The organism is Hydrogenovibrio marinus (assembly GCF_013340845.1).
In the GTDB taxonomy this organism is placed as follows: domain Bacteria; phylum Pseudomonadota; class Gammaproteobacteria; order Thiomicrospirales; family Thiomicrospiraceae; genus Hydrogenovibrio; species Hydrogenovibrio marinus.
In genome coordinates, this window is sequence record NZ_AP020335.1 from 1,052,720 (window position 1) to 1,071,954 (window position 19,235).

Sequence of the window (19,235 nt, forward strand, 5' to 3'; positions counted from 1 at the left end):
AGCATGACAAAACAGCTTGAGTTGATTTCCGAAAGTCGTCACTTTGATGGTTTTTTCAAGATAGATGAAATCACTTTCCGCCATACGCTTTATCGCGGTGGTTGGTCACCTGTGCTGAAAAGAGAATTGTTTGGTCGCGGTGAAGCCGTCATTGTGCTGCTTTATGATCCCAAAGCCGAGAAGGTCGTGTTGATTGAGCAATGCCGAGCCGGTGCGCTTGGCAGAGCAGGGCTTGGTAGAGAAGCTGAGAAATCACACACAGCTTGGTTGATTGAACCGGTTGCAGGTATGATTGACGAGGGTGAAGAGGCGTTGGATGCCTGTCAGCGTGAAGCGCAAGAGGAGGCGGGCGTTGAGTCTGCAGAGTTTGAGTTCGTTTGTCGTTTTTACCCTAGCCCAGGCGGCAGTGATGAGATTCTGCATCTTTATGCGGCTGACATTGATTCGACCCAGTTGCCGGAATATGCCGGGTTGGAACACGAAGGTGAAGATATTCGCATCATCCAGTATTCTTTTGAAGAGGCGAAACAAAAACTCAAGAAAGCCGAGTTCAATGTTGCCAGCACCATTATTGCTCTGCAATGGTTGTTTTTTCAGAAACTGAACCCCTTATTTTGATTTTTAGCGATTGGTAAAGAAGCCATGTTTTGTTTATTTCGTAACTCCAAAATTATCTACCCTCTGAACCTTTGGGTGTGGCTGGCGAGTATGGCTCCGGTTGTCTATTGGCTGTATTTTGCGTTCGTTGAAAAATCTTTCCTGCAAAATTTCTTAAGCGGTCAGTCATTGTTTATTGATTTGTTGCTGGGTCTGCCAATCGTATTGATATTCGGCATTGTCATTTACGCCATGGTTTATTGGTTGCTTAAATTCATTGTGATTATGCTTTGGCCGCAAATGATCGAAAAGCTCGACAACACTTCAGAAGAAGATCAAATGCCGGATCCTAGCCTAGGTGAGAATTACTGGATGGAAGCGCATGACGAAGAGCCGCATTCCGTTAAGCCCGATTCTCGCAAGCACGACTCTGACAAGCCACATTCTTAATCCCTCTTGAGGTTTACATGAATGGGATACTGACTTTTTCCTTTGATGCCTTTTTGAAGGAAACCCGAAAACTCATCACGATTTTCGTGCCTATCCTGATTGCACAACTCGCTGTCACGGGGTTAGGCGTTGTCGATACCATTATGTCGGGGCGCGTGGGTACCAACGATCTCGCCGCAATAGGGTTAGGGAGTAGCGTGTTGTTCCCAGTAATGATGATTGCCATTGGTATATTGATGTCGTTGACTTCTTTGGTTGCCAAGCTGGAAGCCAAAGGCGATTTTCAATCTCTAGGAGAATACCTTTCACAAGGCATTTGGTTATCGATTCCCATAGGACTTCTGATGTGGGGAGTCTTAACCTATTCAGACCTTTTCTTAAAGTTTCTTCCTTTATCGCCACCAGTGTTTCATCTAACGGATGATTATCTGGATTACATTGCCTGGGGGCTTCCAGGGCTAGGGTTTTACTTTGCCTATCGCTTCTTTTGGGAAGGGCTCAGTCTAACCATGCCGACAATGGTTATCAGCCTCGGCGCACTGGTACTGAACATTCCTCTTAATGCGCTTTTCATCTATGGTTGGGGGCCGATAAAAGCTTACGGTGCGGCAGGGTGCGGTATTGCCTCTTCAATTGTCATGTGGTGTATGTTGTTGGCGGCATTGTGGTTTGTGTACGGACGTCTGGCTCGCAATCCAGAACGACAGGAAATGGACTTAAGCAAATTCCACCCGCCCAAATGGCAAGGCCGTATTCGGTCTATGTTGGCGATTGGGGTGCCTAACTCCTTAGCCTTGTTGTTTGAAGCTAGCTTGTTCAGCCTAATCGCCATTTTGATCGTTAAGCTCGGTACGTTAGCGATTGCTGCGCATCAAGTCGCGTTGAGTTATTCCTCTTTGGCGTTCATGTTACCCATCAGTATCTCATTAGCCGCGGCAATTAGAAGTGGGCAGGCTTATGGTAAAGGCAGCCGACTGGAAGTGGAAACAAGAGTTTACTCTGCGGTGATTTTTGCCATTCTTGTTGCGATTGTGACAGCACTATTAACCTATTTCTTAAGACTACCAATTATTGAACTCTATACCGAGAATACTCAGGTGATTCAGTTAGCGATGAGCTTGCTGGTCATTGCCGCTTTGTATCAGGTGTTTGACGCTATTCAAGTTACCACTGCAGGCGCGCTCAGAGGGCTACACTCAACGCATACCACGATGTGGATTACCTTGTTTGGTTATTGGGTTGTTGGGCTCGGTGGTGGTTATCTGCTGACGTTCGGTTCTCCTTACAATGCGCCTTTGGGGGTTGCAGGTTTCTGGATAGGCATTTTGCTGGGGTTCGTCTTCTCGGCAGTTGCGTTGCAAATCAAAGTAGCGCACTTGATTCGCCACCTGAGCAGAAAAGGGGAGTTGGTGTGAACAAGTTGAATGACTTAACAGGCAAGGCGTGCCTTTGTGGTTCCGGGCAACTTTATGAAAACTGCTGTCAACCTTATCATCTATCTCAAAGTTGGCCTGCTACCGCAGAGCAGCTGATGCGCTCACGTTATGTTGCTTATGCACTAGGGCTCACGGACTATCTACAAAACACTTGGGCAAAATCTACCAGGTTGGGATCACTGGACTTGGAATCAAACCTCATTTGGACAGGGCTTGAAATCGTTGCAACACAGCGGGGTATGCCGTTTGATGACACTGGAAAAGTGCATTTTAAAGCGCATTATCAAGTGAAAGATCAATCTGGAAAGGTCTTGGATTCAGGTGTCATGGAGGAAGTCAGTGACTTCATTCGTGATGAGAACCATCACTGGGTCTATTTAGACGGAAAAGTAGAGGGATAGCTAAAGTAGCTAGCTTAGCGGGCTATTTAAAGCGATCAATTCTGACCGCTTTATATGTCAAAGTGTTAATCTTCAGTCGGCTTATCTTCCATATCTTCAGCGACTTCATCTTTGTTTTTAAAGACGCGGTACAGCCACCAAACGGATACGCCAACGATTAATATGGATGCTACCAACAGGCCAAACGTAATGCCTAAAGCGGAAGTGACTTCTTCCATCCCTATGCTATGCACAAAAACACCTCTATTATTATGATCAAACGGCACATAAGTTTCTGCCGAAATCTTTTAATTGCTTGAAATACGAAGAAATCGTAAAGAAAGTTTTTCTTCTATTTCCATTGATTAAAATCTTTGGTACATTCTACAATAGTTGCAGTTAATTCAATATAGAAGTTTTGAACATCAATGGCCCAAACCATCTCTGAGCTCGAAAAAGAACGAGCCGAATTGCTCAAAGCAATCGAAACCCAAGCGCAGACCATGTCATCAACACGTGGTGGCGGTGAAGACTCCCCAGAACATACCCTACAAGATTGGCTAAACGCCGCAGAGGAAGTTATGCCGAATAATCCTAGAACCCGTACCTCACAATCCCAGCAATCTGCTCCGGCTTCCGGAAAAGACAGCAAAGCCAATCAAACTAAAAACAATCGCGCATCGTTTTTCGGCGTGATTATCATGTTGGCGTTGTTGTTGACGATTCTCGGCGTGTTATATATCGCTTATACCAGCATCCATAACGAGCTGAAAACCGTTATGGCGAACAAAGTCGATGCGGTGAAAGAGATCAAAGAGCTCAAGGCATCTGTTGAGAAACTACAGACAGACGTAGCAGCAAGCGGCAAGGGGCAAATGTTTGAAGACTTACAGAACCGTGTAGCGTTATTGGAAAAAGAGCTTAAATCCCTTCAAGAGAAGATGTCCAAGCAAAGTGTTGCCGTTGTCGGCACGGCTCAGTTGCCAAACAATGTCGTCACCACGGATGTGCTAGATGCCAAGCTTAAAGAGTACACCAAAGGTATTGATGCCAAATTGGAAAAAATCCTCAAACACCTGAACCTGACGATGAACGACGACGATGCTACACCTGCGAAAGCCAAAGATGAGGAAACTCAGTCAAAAGTCACCGTCAGCAAAGAAGAAGCGGATGAACAGGTTGCAGAACCTAAAGCACCAACCGTCAAGCCGATGGATCAGCCTGTGGTTCGCCTAGTGCAAAAAGCACCAGAGCCAAAACAACCATCAGCACCAGAGAAGCCAAAGGCCGCTGCAGCACCACTGAAAAACTATACGCAAGACGTCAAATGGCTGATGTCACAACCAGCATTTAACTTTACCCTTCAGCTAGCCAGTATGGGCGACCGTGCTTCAATTCAAAAGGTTGTTGAGAACAAAGGATTGCAGGGCACTAAAATCATTCCTCAGGAACGAAATGGTGAGCAAAACTATGTCTTGGTAACCGGTAGTTACGCTACTCGCCAACAGGCAGAAAATGCCGCCAGCACCTATAAGTCGAAATTTAGTATTTCGCCATGGATTCGCAAAATCAAAGACTTAAGTTCAAGAGTCAAATAAATTCCCGAAAATGGCGAGGAGAGTGCGAATAATCGTTTGACTTCATGTCTTAGACTCTCTATAATTCGCTCCATTCTTTACATGCCAGTGTGATGAAATTGGTAGACATGACGGATTCAAAATCCGTTGGTGGTGACACCGTGGCGGTTCGAGTCCGCCCACTGGTACCATTTATTTTCCTCTCTATACGACCGTAGCTCAGTTGGTTAGAGCACCACCTTGACATGGTGGGGGTCGGTGGTTCGAGTCCACTCGGTCGTACCAATTATTTCCTTAACTTCCTTACGTTTGCCTTTTATGGTGATTGTCCGTTTATCTTTGCGAGTTGATTGTAGAATATCCCTCATATTTTGAATTTTCGTCTCTGAGTCGAAAATAGTATCTTGAGTGAAAGCTAGTCATAGAGTAGTTGGAAAGAAAACCTATGTGTAAATGTGAGCAAGGCTTTAGTGTCTCTGAACAATCCTTAATGCGAAAAGCGATTCAGCTATCCGCAGAAAAGATGGAAGCCGGATTTGGCGGACCTTTTGGTGCGGTGGTTGTAAAAGACGGTGACGTCATTGCGGAAGGGTTTAACCAAGTAACATCAAGCAATGACCCGACTGCGCACGCCGAGGTGGATGCCATTCGCAAAGCGTGTCAAAAGCTGGAAACATTCGATTTATCCGGTTGTGAAATCTACACCAGTTGCGAACCCTGTCCGATGTGCTTGAGCGCGATTTATTGGGCTAGGTTGGATAAGATTTACTACGCCAACTCCCGTGAAGATGCTGCGGATATCGGCTTTGACGATGAAATGCTTTACCGGGAAATTCCTAAGCCCGTTGAAGAAAGAGTCATTCCAACATTAAGACTCTTGGCGGATGAAGCGATCAAACCTTTTGAAGAGTGGAAGCAAAAAACCGATAAGATTCCTTACTAAGTGCGTTAAATCGGGTAAATTCAATTTCTGGTCATCATCTTGTCGTAATTCTGCGGTAGACTGTCCCGAATGCTACAAAGCTGTAGTGCTTGCGTAACCTACATTTAACCTTCATATAAAGAATTTCATTCATAACTATGTCTTTAACGTCTCTTATTTCGGAATATGGCTATTGGGCCATTCTCGTGGGTACTTTTTTAGAAGGGGAAACCATTCTTGTATTAGGTGGTTTGGCCGCCCACAGTGGTTACCTAGATCTGACAACCGTCATCGCAGTAGCATTTATCGGTTCTTTGAGTGGTGATCAGCTTTATTTCTATATCGGGCGAGCAAAGGGCATGGATTTTATCGAGAAGCGCCCACGCTGGCACAAGCCGACCAAAAAGGTCTTTGATTTATTACACCGTCATCAGGTACCACTGATTTTGGGATTTCGTTTTTTGTATGGGCTGAGAAGTGTGACGCCTTTTGCGATAGGCGCAAGCGGCATATCGCCAGTGCGTTTTTTGATTTTGAATATGATTGGTGCTTTGATTTGGGCGATTACCGTCGGTACTTTGGGTTACCTGTTCGGTCAGGTTGTTGAAAGTGTGATGGGCGAAATCAAGAAATATGAAATGTGGCTATTGGGTGGTATTGCGGTTTTGGCAATCTTGGCTTGGTTAGTGCATTATGTTTGGACGGGCAAACAAGCTAAGAAAGAAAAACCTGCTGATGAAACTGACACTATAGAAGCCCACAAGCCCGTACAGCAAAACTCAAATCAATCTTAAGTAACAGTTTAAATCTGGTGTTGTTCAAACATTTGCGGTGCGTAACGATTCACCAGCCCAGAAAAACCTGAGTGAATCACTCTGCGATGCCAAGGTAAATGGCGGCAGTAAAAGGCTGTGTATTCCAGTGTCGGCTCACCGCCGCGCGCTCTTTTGAAGCCACCTGCACCAGAACTCAAATTCATCGGTTGCTTACGCTCATGCGTTAAGCGTAATAATACCGCCATCAGCAATCTGTAAAGTCCTAACTCTTGCGGTAAATCCGTGTCGTAGCCAACAATCGGTGTGGTGATGATATTCTGTTGGGTAAACAATCCGATGGAAGCGATGATACGCCCGGTTTCATCAGTGAAACTGTGGAATTCAACCATTTCATTGTCATGCATGGCCTTTAAGAAATCTGTGTCAAACTGCGGGTTATAACGTGAATGTTTTTCAATAAAAAGTTTATGAAAACACTGTGCGATTTCTGCAAAGTGATGAGGCTTCAAACTTTCTGGCTTAAGCCAGGTTAAAGACGTTTTGCCAGCTTCGACTTTACGCAGTAAGGATTGATCTTTTTTAGTGTGATTACGTTTCCACCAGGTTTGATGAGGTTCGAACAAATAGACCTGACGTGCTGGAATCAATAACCAACCTTGATCGGATAACGTTTGCATCAAGACAGGATTGTGAGTCGCATTTAAAGAACGAATACTCAACGAGTGGGTTGGGAAATCTTTAATCAGACGTTGTGTGGTTTTATTCAGCTCATAAGGGTTGAGCTTGGGCAATAGATTGGTCGATACCAGCCAATTATTCAACGACAAGGTACGGTTGAGCTTAGCGAGTTTCAGAAAGCTGCCGGCAACACTCATGCCTGTGCCAATCAAGCCTTGAAGTAGAGGATTGTTAAGCAACCCCAGTTCGTCTTTTGCATAGCTGATATAAGCAGTATAAGGCGAGCAGACATAGCTGTTTTCATACTCGGTATCATTGATGCTCATCGGCAAGAGGGTGTTGCCTATGGTTACCAGCTTATAGTCGGTTTGAATGTTGTCTATTGGCGTTTGGCGAATGAGATCGACATACTTTTCAGCCTGCAGGCTAGATAGGAACTCAATGGCTGAAGTATTCAACTCAGGTTCATGATGAGCGCTAGTAAGCGCTGCATCATGTTTATCGTTCAAAAGAGGGTGTTTACTGGTGATGATAGACATGGACACCACCGTAGATTGCTGAACGATCTTTTAATGTCCAAGCACGGTTTTGTTCGATGTCGGTTTTCCATGGTGCAAGAATGTGCTCTGGAAGCTTGTCTTCCAAAGGAGACACTTCACCTGCGGTTCTAAAGACCACTTGAGCACCTGGCATGGCAGTACGGTTGACTTCTTGCCATAGTTCGGTCAATTGGTTTTCATCCATCCAGTCTTGTGCATCCAGGAACAAATAAGAACTCAAACTATTGTCCGGCATGGCTTTTAGTCTGTCTGTCATGGATTGATGGAAGACGGCAACATGATCCAGATTTTGCTGAAGTGTGTCATAGTGCTCAGCCATCAAATATCTTGGAACCGCAAGACGACGTTTTAAGTCATAGCTTCTATTGAAAGCCTGCCATGCGAAATAATTGGTTTCCAGAGGGAAATCACATGCTAGACGTCGAGCACGCTCTTTCATCAACTCGTGCATGCCTAGCTTCATCTGTTTGGATTCTTTGTCCATCTCATCAAATTGAGCGGGTGGGATCCCCAAGCTGTACATGACAATCGAACGGCTACATAGGAATTTCAATAGACGTGTTTCAAATACGGGTGCGACATGTTCGTTGAAGAGAGCTTGCTGTTCTTCGGCAGTGTGCGCTAGCATCACTTTGCTGATGTCATAACCGTAGAGTTTACATACCCAGTGAATCAAGCCGATAAAACGCCCCAACAAACCGTGGCGGTAAAAGCCATCTGTAAAATAGTGGATGCGAGGTTTTGACCAGAAGTTTTCTTTGGTTTCCCAATATTGTCGAGTCTTTTCATCTAGGTGTTGAGAAAGCTTACCGTAGTAGGTATCTAGGTTCTTGGTAAGGTCAGCTTTACCGAAGAAGTCAAAAAATGCTTCTTGTTCCAAGTGTTGAATCGCCGCTAGCTTTAGTTTGATTAAAGCAATATGCGCTTCGTTAAGGTCAACAACCGTAATGGATTCTGGTTTTACCGTCAGGTAGTTCAATGCGTTACAACCACCGGAAGAAATGGTGAAAACGTGAGAATGCTCGTCTAACCCTAGTGCTTGGATATCTACTTCAGGGTCTTCCCAGATTTGAGGGTAGACCAAACGATCGAACCATTTGGTAAACAGTCTGTCCAACAAGCCTTTGCGGCTGAAAATGGAGGTGTTGTTGACAGCGGACTTGAGTAGTTCTTTAGTCGCTTTGGTTGGTTGTTCGTTTTCAGGGGTGGTTTCTAAGCCGGTTTCAACGGTTGGGCTGGATAAGCTCATGGTTCTCACTTTCATCTAAATTGCATTAGACAATAACTTAACCGTCAAATATGAAGAAACCGTGACCAAAACAAAGAAGTTATATGACGAATTTGTGATGGGAATATGACAGCGAAACCGAAAAAACATCTTCGGCTTGCATCAACAAAAAAATCAGTCTTCGTTCCAGTCAATATAGCTCAGATTGCTGAGGAATTGATCTGCCGCTTCATCCCAAGTCAACCCGCCGATAGAGTCCGCAACCTGGCTGCGATCTAGCGTTAAACATTTTTCAACGGCGACTTTAAGGTCATTGTCCATCCAGCCGTTCAGCCCTTGGGTGATGATGTCTTTTGGCCCTGTCACCGGGAAGGCGGCAACCGGTAATCCACACGCAATGGCTTCAATGTTTACCACGCCGTAAGTATCGGTTAGGGATGGGAATACAAAGACATCTGCACTGGCGTAATAGGTCGCCAATTCTTCACCGAATTTGGCGCCGACAAAAACCGCATCAGGATAGCGTTCTTGGAGTTCTTCCAATATCGGTCCTCGACCGACAATCACCTTCGTACCGGGTAGATCTAAATCCAAAAAGGTTTCCAGATTTTTTTCCGGCGCGACGCGGCCAACCGATAGATAGATAGGCTTAGGAAAATCCATTTCAATACGGCGGTTTGGGTTAAAGGTATCGGTATCGACGCCACGGGTGACAACGGTCAAAGACTTGAAACCATGTTCTTTCAGCTCCTTAAGTGTTGACTCTGAAGGGACATAAGTCATCTGCCCCTTGTTGTGGAAGCGTCTTAATAAGGAATAAATCCAACTCGCCGGCACGGGAAAACGCTGATGAATGTACTCAGGGTATTTGGTGTGGTAACCCGTGGTAAACGGCAGTTTGTGTTTCAAACAGATGTTGCGAGCACGCCATCCCAAACCACCTTCGGTAGCGATATGAATGGCATCAGGAAGAAAATCCAACAGGCGTCTTTCAAGGTTCTCAGCTGACCAGACAACCGGGATTTCAGGGTAGGTCGGCATCGGAAAAAATTTGTAATCGTTGGGCTGAAACACCTCGACAGTAATGTCTTTTTGCTCAAGTTCTCTGACCATCTGAGTCAGGGTGGTGACGACTCCATTTACTTGTGGTGTCCAGGCATCAGTGATTAAGGCAAATTTACGAATAGGGGATTCAACATGCATCTTATTATTCTTTTCTTGAGTTCGCGTTAGGTGGGTAAGGTAATCGAAAAAATACACTAAGAAATGAAAGATTTATGAAACCGATTTCAACAAAGTTGTTGTTGTCATCTAACCGACATTTAACTGTGATGAAAATGCAACTTTTGATGGTTAGACTGACGCAAATAATTGAGGAAGTGTGGATAATGCAAGACCGACAAAAACTCGATAGTATGCCAGACTGGATGGCTTCCATTGCTAAAGACGATTTGATTGTTGCGGAAAATACGCACCATCATCAGCATTATAAAACCATATTCATCTCGGATGTGCATCTGGGTTCCAAAGGGGCGAAAGCCGAGTTTTTGGCCGATTTCCTCAAATATAATCATTGCGAGACACTCTATCTTGTTGGTGACATCATCGACGGTTGGCGTTTGAGAAAACGCATCTTCTGGCCCCAAGAACACACTAACGTTATTCGACGTATTTTGACGAAAGCCAAACGTGGCACAAAAGTGATTTTCGTCACGGGAAACCATGACGAATTTTTACGTCGTTATTCCGGTATCGATTTCGGAAACATTCTACTGACCGATCAGACAGAACATCGTTGTGTGAATGGCGATCGCCTACTTGTGGTTCATGGCGATAAGTACGACAGTGTAGTGCAAACCCGTAAATGGTTGGCGGTGCTTGGAGATTGGGGATATGAAACCTTGGTGCGTTTCAACACCCATTTTAACAAGGTTCGCCAGTTGTTTGGTATGCGCTATTGGTCGCTATCTTCTTATGTGAAGCAAAAGGTGAAATCTGCCGTGGCGTTTATCACCGCTTATGAAGAAGCGGTAGTGAAAGATTGTCATTTGCACGGTTACCAAGGGGTTGTTTGCGGTCATATTCACCATCCTGAGATTCGTGATATCGAGGGGATTGATTACTACAACTGTGGTGATTGGGTGGAAAGCTGCACGGCGATTGTTGAAACCACTGAAGGCAAGATGAAACTGTTACGCTGGGTAGATATTGATCACAATACCAAAGCGGCATTTTCAAATGAGCCAGCAGGCGAATCTCAAGACGATGTGAGTACTAAAGCTGACGACAAAGAGAGCGTTACGGTTTAATCACAAGCATTCCCAAGCATTGCTTTTCACTAAGCTTTTCCTGTAATTCAGCGTCATTTTCAGTATCATGCACTCAGTATTATTAGTGAGTGCATTTCTATGAAACTTCATTGCATGCAATTGGTCAGCGAGACGGATGTCTTGTCGACTTCATACGAACAAGCAGAGTACATTGCGTCATTAGTCGCAAGGTTGAAGGTCTGTATTACCAAACAATTGGCGCAAATGGAACAGGCTGAGCTAGAAGCTGAGATGGTTCAGGATATGTCACATATCAGCCAAGCAGCGGTCTATGCCGGCAACCTGACGGTAGATGATGTGGTTTACGTGAAAGACAATCTTTTCCGTTGTGATTATTCCTATGATTGGCAAATCGGCTGGACATGCTCCGGCACGCAGGAAGAAGGGCGGGTGAAAGAAAAGGTTCGCTTTTCACTAGAGCCTGATGGGGCTTTGACCTTCAAGTTTTTGAAACTGGAACTCTAGGTCTCGGGAACTTAATTTCCGTTTAAGAATAGCCATTCAATTTCAGGCGATTGTCCTGGGCGTTCAGTGACCTTAAGTAATTGGGTTTCTGGGCGCCAGTCTCCCAATATCCAACGGTGCTTTTCTACACCTTCGACCATAAAGGTTTGTTCTCCAGGGCGGTGCGTGTGGCCGTGAACCAAGTGATTGCATTCCGGATAGCGAGCCAACAGGCTTTCTACAGCGCCCTGATTCACATCCATAATGTTGTCCGCTTTATTCTGATTGTACTGCTGAGATTTCTTTCGCATGTTTTCGCCAATTGCCAGACGCTTGGCTTTTGGCAAACACAAAAACAACCATTGAATGACCGGATTACGGAACCAGCGGCGCATCTTTTGATATTCCTTGTCGTCAATACACAAGCTGTCGCCATGGCTCAGCAGGATTTTTTCACCATAAAAATCTACCAGGTTGGGGTCGCTGAGCGGTTGAATGCCAGTTGCCTTCCAGAAGGCAGATTTCATCAGAAAATCACGATTGCCGAACATTAAGTACACGCGAGTGCCTTTTTTTACCAGGTCAGAGAGGTGTTGAATCGCTTTGGGAAAGGTTTCCAAGCCAACGTCGTCACCCACCCACATTTCAAAAATATCACCAATCAGATACAAGGCTTCCGCTTGCGGCGCATCCTCTTCTAAGAAACGATAAAACGCTTGGTTGATCGGGTGGGTTTCATCCGGTTGTAAATGGATATCAGCGGTAATCAGAGAAAAGGGCATGTAATGATTGTCTTTAGCTGGAATTCTAAGCATTCTAGCCTGAGAAACAGAAAAAGTTAAGTTGCGAGATGGGAGAAGTGCTCGGTTTGCCACCAAGCACTTTCTTCGAAGAGGTTAGTCGTCTTCTTTTACGATGGTCTTTTCAACAATAATGTCTTCTACAGGTACGTCCTGATGACCGCGGCGGCTGGTTGTTGCAACTTTTGCCATGGCATCTAGCACATCCATGCCTTCAACGATTTTACCGAATACGGCATAGCCCCAACCGTGAACGTCTTTTGACGTGTGATCCAGGAAAGCGTTATCAACCAAGTTCATGAAGAACTGAGTGGTTGCTGAATGAGGTTCCATGGTACGCGCATAAGAGACAGAGCCACGTACGTTTTTCAAGCCGTTGTCCGCTTCGTTTTCAATAGGGTCACCTGAAGGTTTGTCTTCCATGCCTGGAAGCATACCGCCACCTTGCACCATGAAGCCTGGAATGATTCGGTGGAAAATGGTACCGTTATAGAATCCTTCCATTGCATAGTGCACAAAGTTTTCTGCACCGACGGGTGCATTTTCGTAATCGACTTCGACAGTGATGTCGCCCATGTTGGTTTTGAAGGTGACTTGAGTCATGCTGTTTCCTTTCTTCTTTTTCTAAGTTGTCTTTTTAAAGTTGTCGAATAGTTAGTAGTGGCAGATTTTTGTTTTTCAACAAAATCTGCCAGGTTGGGGGTGCCAGCTATTATTGAATTTGTGTTGCTTTGATAATAACCACTGGGTTATTCGGTACATCCCCCATACCGTTTTTGAAGCCGGTTTTGACCATGCGAATATGGTTGACGACTTTCATGCCTTTGATCACGCGACCAAATACGGCATAGCCCCAAGCACGGTCAGTTTTTTCACGGAAATCCAAAAAGGTGTTTTGCGCCACATTGATGAAGAACTGTGCTGTTGCCGAGTTAGGGTCATTGGTTCTTGCCATCGCAAGGGTGCCGATGCGGTTACGCAAGCCGTTGTCCGCTTCGTTTGGAATCGGTTCATGGGTTGGCTTTTTCTGTAGATCCGTTGTAAACCCACCACCTTGAATCATGAAGTTAGGAATGACACGATGGAAGATGGTGCCATCATAAAAGTGTTCGTTCACGTAACGTAGGAAGTTGGCGACCGTTTTAGGTGCTTTGTTTGGAAACAGCTCAACGGTGATGTCACCCATGTTGGTTTGAATCAGAACATGAGGATTGGTTTTGACGTTGTCATAAGCGCTGCCATCTGCATTGGCCTTTGAAAAGGGTGAGAACATCAAGCCAAGTGTTGCTAAAGCAAAGAATGTTGAGAAGAGTCCGGTAAACAGTACGCGTCTGTTTAGCAAAGAGTGTTGTTTCACTGGTTGTGTCATAAGCGTTCCTCGTAGCGGTCGCATTCGGTTTGAGTGCCGAAGTTCGTTGAGAAAATTGTCATGCGAGAGTCGACGAGCTTGTGAAGTTTTATGAATGACTTCGCGCTGCCGTCGAGGCATAAAATTGGTGTGATTCTAACATGAATTACCCGCTTTGCCGCGGCTGATAATGCTATAATTTTTCGATTATTAATCAGCATCGAAAATTCAAAAGGATTGGAGTAAAGGGTTTTTGCATAATGAGTCAAAACGAAGCAATCGATAAACCGACCAATTTCATCCGTCATATCATTGACGAAGACTTAGCCTCACACAAGCACGATCACGTTCATACGCGCTTTCCACCTGAACCGAACGGTTACTTGCACATCGGCCATGCAAAGTCGATTTGTTTGAACTTTGGCTTGGCGGAAGACTATAACGGCGCTTGTAACCTGCGCTTTGATGATACCAATCCTACCAAAGAAGATATCGAGTATGTTGAGTCCATCATGCGTGATGTTGCTTGGCTTGGCTTTAAATGGGAAGGCGAGCCGCGTTACTCGTCAAACTATTTCCAGCAGTTTCATGACTATGCCGTCGAGTTGATTAACAAAGGCTTGGCGTATGTTGATTTTTCTTCACCAGAAGAGATGCGTGAAGCGCGTGGTACTTTGAAAGAGCCGGGCAAAAACAGCCCATACCGTGATACCTCTGCAGACGAAAACTTGGTGTTGTTCACAAAGATGCGCCAAGGTGAGTTTAAAGAAGGTGAGTGCGTGCTGCGTGCCAAAATTGATATGGCTTCTAGCTTCATGTGCATGCGTGACCCAACGCTCTACCGTATTCGTTTCGAAACACATCATCAAACAGGCGATGCTTGGTGTATTTATCCTATGTATGACTTTGCGCATTGCATTTCCGATGCGATTGAAGGTATTAGCCACTCGCTTTGTACGTTGGAGTTCCAAGACAACCGTCGTTTATATGACTGGGTGCTGGATAATTTGGACGACTTTAACAAGCCGGATCGTCCACATCAATATGAGTTCTCAAGATTGAACTTGGCTTATACCGTGATGTCAAAGCGTAAGCTGCACCAGTTGGTTGACGATAAGCTGGTTTCTGGGTGGGACGATCCTCGTATGCCGACAGTCTCTGGTATGCGTCGCCGTGGCTATACGCCTGCGTCTTTACGTGACTTTGCAGAACGTATCGGGATTTCAAAAGTCGACAGCATGACGGAAATGAGCATTCTTGAAGCGTCTATTCGTGATGATTTGAATGTGGTTGCACCGAGAACAATGGGCGTTATCGACCCAATCAAGGTGATTATCGAAAACTATCCTGAAGGTCAGGTTGAATCGATTCAAGCGCCAGTTCATCCGCAGAATGAAGAGATGGGCAAACGTGAGATTTTCTTTAGCCGTGAGCTGTACATCGATAGAGCGGACTTCATTGAAGAAGCACCAAATAAGAAATGGCAGCGTTTGGCGATAGACAAAGAAGTACGTTTGCGTAACGCTTATATCGTTAAAGCGGAAAGATTCGAGACAGATGCAGCAGGCAATGTCACCACGCTTTATTGTTCTTATGACCCGGAAACCCTGGGTAAAAACCCAGCAGACGGACGTAAAGTGAAAGGGGTTATTCACTTTGTTGAGGCGACTAAAGCCGTTCCGGCTGAGTTCCGGCTGTATGATCGTTTATTTACCGTTGAAAACCCTGGCAAGTCAGAAGACTTTGAGTCGGTATTGAACCCAGAATCTTTGAAAATAATGCAAGGGTTTGTTGAACCCAACCTGGCAGATTCTGTCCCGGAAGTCGCGTATCAGTTTGAACGAGAAGGTTACTTCTGCCGTGACAACAAGTCAGAAGGATTGGTCTTCAACAAAACAGTTGGCTTGCGCGACACCTGGACGCAAGCTCAATAAGTCTATGATTCACTGGAAGGCGTGTTTTCTACACGCCTGACAACTTTTCTGAAATACAGGAAACAGCATGTCCTTACAGATTTACAACACGGAAACCCGTCAAAAAGAAACCTTTAAACCGATCCACGACAATGAAGTCGGTATCTATGTTTGTGGGGTGACGGTTTACGATTATTGTCACATCGGTCACGCACGTGTCATGGTCGTTTTTGATACGGTTGTGCGCCACCTGAGAGCGTTGGGTTATAACGTGACCTATGTGCGAAATATTACCGATATCGATGACAAGATCATTAAGCGTGCATTGGAGAATGGTGAAAGCATCCAATCTTTGACGGGTCGTTTTATCGATGCCATGCACGAAGACGAAGCGGCGATGAATGTTTTACGTCCCGACATCGAGCCACTTGCGACAGAGCACATGCAAGATATTGAGAGCATGATTTCGACGTTGATTGAAAAAGGGCATGCTTATCCAGCGGAAAACGGTGATGTTTATTTCAATGTGAAGTCTGATGAAGACTATGGCCGCTTGTCGGGTAAAAACATCGATGACTTGGAATCCGGTGCTCGCGTCGAAGTGAATGAAGTTAAAAAAGATCCTTTGGATTTTGTGCTTTGGAAAGCTTCAAAAGAAAACGAACCGGCTTGGTCTTCACCTTGGGGAGAAGGGCGTCCGGGTTGGCATATAGAATGTTCGGCCATGTCTACCAAATGTCTAGGCAACCACTTCGATATTCATGGTGGGGGGATGGATTTGAGTTTCCCGCATCATGAAAACGAAATCGCTCAGTCGGAATGTGCGACGGGCGAGCATTATGTGAATACATGGATGCATTGTGGTTTTGTACGCGTGGATGACGAGAAGATGTCCAAGTCTTTGGGTAACTTTTTCACCATTCGTGAAGTGTTGAAGTTGTATCACCCGGAAGTGATCCGTTATTTCCTATTGGCGAGTCATTACCGCAGCCCTGTGAATTATTCGGAAGATAATTTAGAAGTCGCGAAGTCCAGTGTGTCGCGCTTATATTCGGCATTGGAAAGCTTTACGCCAGAACAGTTGACCGCCGCCGAAGAGGGTACAAACTATGAAGTTGAATTCAACGATGCGATGAACGACGACTTCAATACCCCTCAGGCGATGGCAGTGTTGTTTGAGTTGGCGAAAGAAGTGAATAAGACCAAGTCTGAAACGTTGGGCGGTTTGTTGAAAAAACTGGCGAACCAAATTGGTTTGTTGGAGCAGGATGCAACTGTATTCTTTAAATCTCAGCCTTCACAATCAGATTTGACGGATGATGCGATTCAGTCTTTGATTGATGAGCGCGCGGAAGCAAGAAAGAATAAAGATTTTGCTCGTTCGGATCAAATTCGTGATGAATTGTTAGCGCAAGGAATTGAGTTGCTAGATTCTCCTCAAGGTACTACTTGGAGAAAAGTGTGATTAATATTTTTTTGATAAAAAAATCATAAAAATTTAACAATCGCCAGGCTCGCTAAGCCTCTGTCTATAAGCATTTTATAGTAAAAACCTTTTTAAAAATATGGTTTTGCATTAAGTAAGTTTATAATTTTTAATAACTTTTTTACATATTAATGTTTGACAATATAAGAGAAAACTCATATACTTTATTTATTCATGTTTCTTCATGAGTATCCTCCTCTGATTATTTCTTAAATAATTCAAGAAATAATTTTATTTAAGCCCTAGTTTGTCCCTAGGGTTTTTTTTTATCTAAAATTTACCAGTCCTCAATTCTTATCGTTAGTTGCGACTAATTTGTTATTGCCTGAGCCAATAGGCTTCATGAAGTTTCGCAGGCGATCATAGTGCTTGCTTAAAACCGATTTGAAAATAGTGGTGTATTCCATGACGGCTTTGACGTAATCTCGTGTTTCGGTAAAGGGAATGGTGTCGATCCATTGATCGGCCGAGATTTGCATATCTTTTGGAATCCAGCTGTCTACTCTATCCGGTCCTGCGTTATAGGCAGCCGTCGCTAAAATGCGATTACCATCATACTTATCTTCCAGATAGCTTAAGTAAGCACTGCCAAGCTGTATGTTTGACTCTGCATTTGTCAGATGCGTGTATTGTTTGCGTTTAAATCCGATTTTCTTACCAATATAGCGAGCAGTGTTAGGCAATAGTTGCATTAGACCTGTCGCACCAGCGTGAGAGCTAATGGTAGGGGAGAAGGCACTTTCTCGTCGCATAACGCCGTATACCCAAGCAGGGTCAACTGTATGCTTTTTAGCGGCATTTAAAACAGGTTGTCTATAAGGTGTTGGGAAGCGTAACTCTAAGTCGTCCCACATTTTTGCTTTGGCAATGGTCTGGATGGCGAGGTGATGTTGTTGCGAGTCTGACATGTAGTTTGCGACAGCTTCGATATCGTTCGGCTCGACACGCTGTAGCAGGTGATACCACTCACGTTTTAAACTGTGCGTCCAATGAATGGCAATCAACTCTTTAATGGCGTTGAGTTGAGGGTATTTTTGCGTGAGTTTGTCCATATCAAATGACTTTTCAGGCGCAGGGTTGAAACGGTAAGGCTGGTTGAGTTTGTCAGCAGACATGAAACCGTAGAAGTTGCGTTCTTTCGCCAGTGTTTGAAATATCGGCTTAGCTTGTCTGAATTCGTTAAGAGATTCATAAGCACGCGCTTTCCAATAGCGCCAGCGATTTTGTTGCTGCATATCGTCTGGCAGCAAATCATACAGGTCAAGGTAGTTAATCCAGTTGGAGTGACGGATGGCAAGTTGTAGGCGCCAGTTCATGACTTTCTCGCTTTGAACGGCTTGATCCAAATCTCTGAGGTAGCCTTGGGCTTCTGGCATATATTGGTAAGCAAAGCGCAATGAAATCTGGCGGGAAAGCTTTTGTTGTTCCAGACGGCTAAGTCCGTATTGTTCAGAACGATGCTGGAGCATGTGCATGGCCAGTTTTGGATTGGAATAGGATAAACGGGTAACCCCCTGTTTAAAAATGGGTTTCCGAATCACTGCAGGCACATAACTAGGCATGTTTTCAGTGACTTTTTCCGGGGAACGATAAACGGCTATCCAGTACTTGAGCGTTTTTCTACCTTGTGGAGAAAGATGCCTTGCCAGTCTCGTGGATTGGATCAAGTGTCCTTTTAGCATATTGAGTTGGATGCGTTCCCATACCATAGAGCCGGTAATGCGATTGGCTTTATGAAGTTCCTTCTCGAGTAGGCGACAGGTGTGGGGCAGCTTTTCCTGACTACGCCAAAAACGAGCGCCAAGTGCCAATACATCATCGGTCTGATTCAGTCTGATGCGAGCATCAAAGTAGTAGCACTGTAGTTTGGAATCGCTTTGTGGTCTCAGGTTGTAATATTTGAGATAGCGTTCCGAGTAATGGTTTTTTCCGAGGTATTCTAGGTAGTGCTTAATCAAGAAGGGGGTGAGAGTACTGTTTGGGTAACGCTCTAGAAAGTGGTCTATCTGCGATTCTGGAGTGGACTTGAGATGGTATTTGATGTCCAAATAAGATAAGTAGGGGTAGAGCACATAATCTTGTAGCTCTTTTTTGTAGAAAGCTATCAATGGGCGATCATTTGCTTTGATGGCTTCGTAGCCATTCAGGAAATCTCTTTGATCTTTTGTGAGCTTGCTTCTATCTAGGTTGCCGGTAGAGCTGTAGGTGTTTGTCGAGAGGAAAACCGAAAAAACGGCAATCGTTAGCAGTAGGGAGAGTGAAGCAGCATTTCTTTTGAGAGTACTTTCGATAATCTGCTTAACAATCACG

The 19,235-nt window shown here is 44.8% G+C and carries 19 protein-coding genes and 2 tRNA genes; 13 read left to right on the top strand and 8 right to left on the bottom strand.

Features of this window, described 5'->3' with window-relative positions; all coding sequences use genetic code 11:
• Window positions 1-3 precede the first annotated feature (3 nt).
• From HVMH_RS04990 to HVMH_RS05005, 4 genes are read left to right on the top strand one after another with little or no spacing between them, the layout of a single operon-like run.
• Window positions 4-618, top strand: a complete 615-nt coding sequence (locus HVMH_RS04990; RefSeq protein WP_029908527.1) for an NUDIX domain-containing protein — start codon at window positions 4-6, stop codon at window positions 616-618.
• A gap of 24 nt (window positions 619-642) precedes the next feature.
• Window positions 643-1,047, top strand: coding sequence for a hypothetical protein (locus HVMH_RS04995; protein WP_051622935.1), 405 nt, complete (start codon window positions 643-645; stop codon window positions 1,045-1,047).
• Window positions 1,048-1,064: 17 nt separating this feature from the next.
• Window positions 1,065-2,462 carry an MATE family efflux transporter gene (locus HVMH_RS05000; protein ID WP_029908531.1) on the top strand — a complete coding sequence of 466 codons (1,398 nt, stop codon included), beginning with the start codon at window positions 1,065-1,067 and terminating at the stop codon, window positions 2,460-2,462.
• Window positions 2,459-2,884 carry a YchJ family protein gene (locus HVMH_RS05005; RefSeq protein ID WP_029908533.1) on the top strand — a complete coding sequence of 142 codons (426 nt, stop codon included), beginning with the start codon at window positions 2,459-2,461 and terminating at the stop codon, window positions 2,882-2,884. The genes HVMH_RS05000 and HVMH_RS05005 overlap by 4 nt, the downstream gene beginning before the upstream one ends.
• Before the next feature lie 65 nt (window positions 2,885-2,949).
• Here HVMH_RS05005 and HVMH_RS05010 read toward each other — a convergent pair whose 3' ends face one another.
• Window positions 2,950-3,150: a hypothetical protein gene (locus HVMH_RS05010; protein WP_174403342.1), complete on the bottom strand. Its 201-nt coding sequence runs from the start codon at window positions 3,148-3,150 to the stop codon at window positions 2,950-2,952.
• A 141-nt stretch (window positions 3,151-3,291) separates the two neighbouring features.
• Here HVMH_RS05010 and HVMH_RS05015 point away from each other — a divergent pair, with 141 nt between their 5' ends.
• The 5 genes from HVMH_RS05015 (at window position 3,292) to HVMH_RS05035 (ending at window position 6,156) form a co-directional block, all read left to right on the top strand.
• Window positions 3,292-4,461, top strand: coding sequence for an SPOR domain-containing protein (locus HVMH_RS05015; RefSeq protein ID WP_029908535.1), 1,170 nt, complete (start codon window positions 3,292-3,294; stop codon window positions 4,459-4,461).
• An 83-nt stretch (window positions 4,462-4,544) separates the two neighbouring features.
• Window positions 4,545-4,631, top strand: a tRNA-Leu gene (locus HVMH_RS05020).
• A gap of 17 nt (window positions 4,632-4,648) precedes the next feature.
• Window positions 4,649-4,725, top strand: a tRNA-Val gene (locus HVMH_RS05025).
• Window positions 4,726-4,885: 160 nt separating this feature from the next.
• Window positions 4,886-5,383: a nucleoside deaminase gene (locus HVMH_RS05030; protein WP_051622936.1), complete on the top strand. Its 498-nt coding sequence runs from the start codon at window positions 4,886-4,888 to the stop codon at window positions 5,381-5,383.
• Window positions 5,384-5,520: 137 nt separating this feature from the next.
• Entirely contained in the window at window positions 5,521-6,156 is a 636-nt protein-coding gene (locus HVMH_RS05035) for a DedA family protein (protein WP_051622937.1), read from the top strand.
• Between the two features lie 8 nt (window positions 6,157-6,164).
• On the opposite strand, the gene HVMH_RS05040 is transcribed toward HVMH_RS05035, so the two are convergent.
• From HVMH_RS05040 to HVMH_RS05050, 3 genes are all read right to left on the bottom strand, one after another.
• On the bottom strand, window positions 6,165-7,355 hold the full coding sequence (locus HVMH_RS05040) for a GNAT family N-acetyltransferase (RefSeq protein ID WP_155837636.1): 1,191 nt from the start codon (window positions 7,353-7,355) through the stop codon (window positions 6,165-6,167).
• Window positions 7,336-8,625, bottom strand: a complete 1,290-nt coding sequence (locus tag HVMH_RS05045; protein ID WP_029908542.1) for a DUF3419 family protein — start codon at window positions 8,623-8,625, stop codon at window positions 7,336-7,338. Before HVMH_RS05045 ends, HVMH_RS05040 begins: the two co-directional genes overlap by 20 nt.
• Window positions 8,626-8,778: 153 nt before the next feature.
• Complete coding sequence (locus tag HVMH_RS05050; RefSeq protein WP_051622938.1) at window positions 8,779-9,807, bottom strand: glycosyltransferase family 4 protein; 1,029 nt, start codon at window positions 9,805-9,807, stop codon at window positions 8,779-8,781.
• 74 nt (window positions 9,808-9,881) lie between these two features.
• Here HVMH_RS05050 and HVMH_RS05055 point away from each other — a divergent pair, with 74 nt between their 5' ends.
• Window positions 9,882-10,913 (top strand): UDP-2,3-diacylglucosamine diphosphatase, encoded by a 1,032-nt coding sequence (locus tag HVMH_RS05055; RefSeq protein ID WP_332102810.1) that lies wholly within the window; start codon window positions 9,882-9,884, stop codon window positions 10,911-10,913.
• Window positions 10,914-11,012: 99 nt separating this feature from the next.
• A complete protein-coding gene (locus HVMH_RS05060; protein ID WP_155837638.1) occupies window positions 11,013-11,399 on the top strand; it encodes a hypothetical protein in 387 nt (128 codons plus the stop codon).
• Between the two features lie 11 nt (window positions 11,400-11,410).
• On the opposite strand, the gene HVMH_RS05065 is transcribed toward HVMH_RS05060, so the two are convergent.
• The 3 genes from HVMH_RS05065 to HVMH_RS05075 all read right to left on the bottom strand — a co-directional run bounded on the left by HVMH_RS05065 (window position 11,411) and on the right by HVMH_RS05075 (window position 13,547).
• A complete protein-coding gene (locus HVMH_RS05065) occupies window positions 11,411-12,160 on the bottom strand; it encodes a UDP-2,3-diacylglucosamine diphosphatase (protein WP_029908550.1) in 750 nt (249 codons plus the stop codon).
• A 114-nt stretch (window positions 12,161-12,274) separates the two neighbouring features.
• Entirely contained in the window at window positions 12,275-12,781 is a 507-nt protein-coding gene (locus HVMH_RS05070) for a peptidylprolyl isomerase (protein ID WP_029908552.1), read from the bottom strand.
• Between the two features lie 109 nt (window positions 12,782-12,890).
• The gene (locus HVMH_RS05075) at window positions 12,891-13,547 is read right to left on the bottom strand and encodes a peptidylprolyl isomerase (RefSeq protein ID WP_029908554.1); all 657 of its coding nucleotides are present in this window, start codon (window positions 13,545-13,547) and stop codon (window positions 12,891-12,893) included.
• Window positions 13,548-13,786: 239 nt separating this feature from the next.
• Between HVMH_RS05075 and glnS the strand changes: the two genes are divergently transcribed.
• A complete protein-coding gene (glnS, locus tag HVMH_RS05080) occupies window positions 13,787-15,460 on the top strand; it encodes a glutamine--tRNA ligase (protein ID WP_029908557.1) in 1,674 nt (557 codons plus the stop codon).
• Window positions 15,461-15,527: 67 nt separating this feature from the next.
• Window positions 15,528-16,904, top strand: a complete 1,377-nt coding sequence (gene cysS / locus HVMH_RS05085) for a cysteine--tRNA ligase (protein ID WP_029908559.1) — start codon at window positions 15,528-15,530, stop codon at window positions 16,902-16,904.
• 308 nt (window positions 16,905-17,212) lie between these two features.
• Here cysS and HVMH_RS05090 read toward each other — a convergent pair whose 3' ends face one another.
• A complete protein-coding gene (locus tag HVMH_RS05090; protein WP_155837639.1) occupies window positions 17,213-19,234 on the bottom strand; it encodes a lytic transglycosylase domain-containing protein in 2,022 nt (673 codons plus the stop codon).
• Window position 19,235 lies beyond the last annotated feature (1 nt).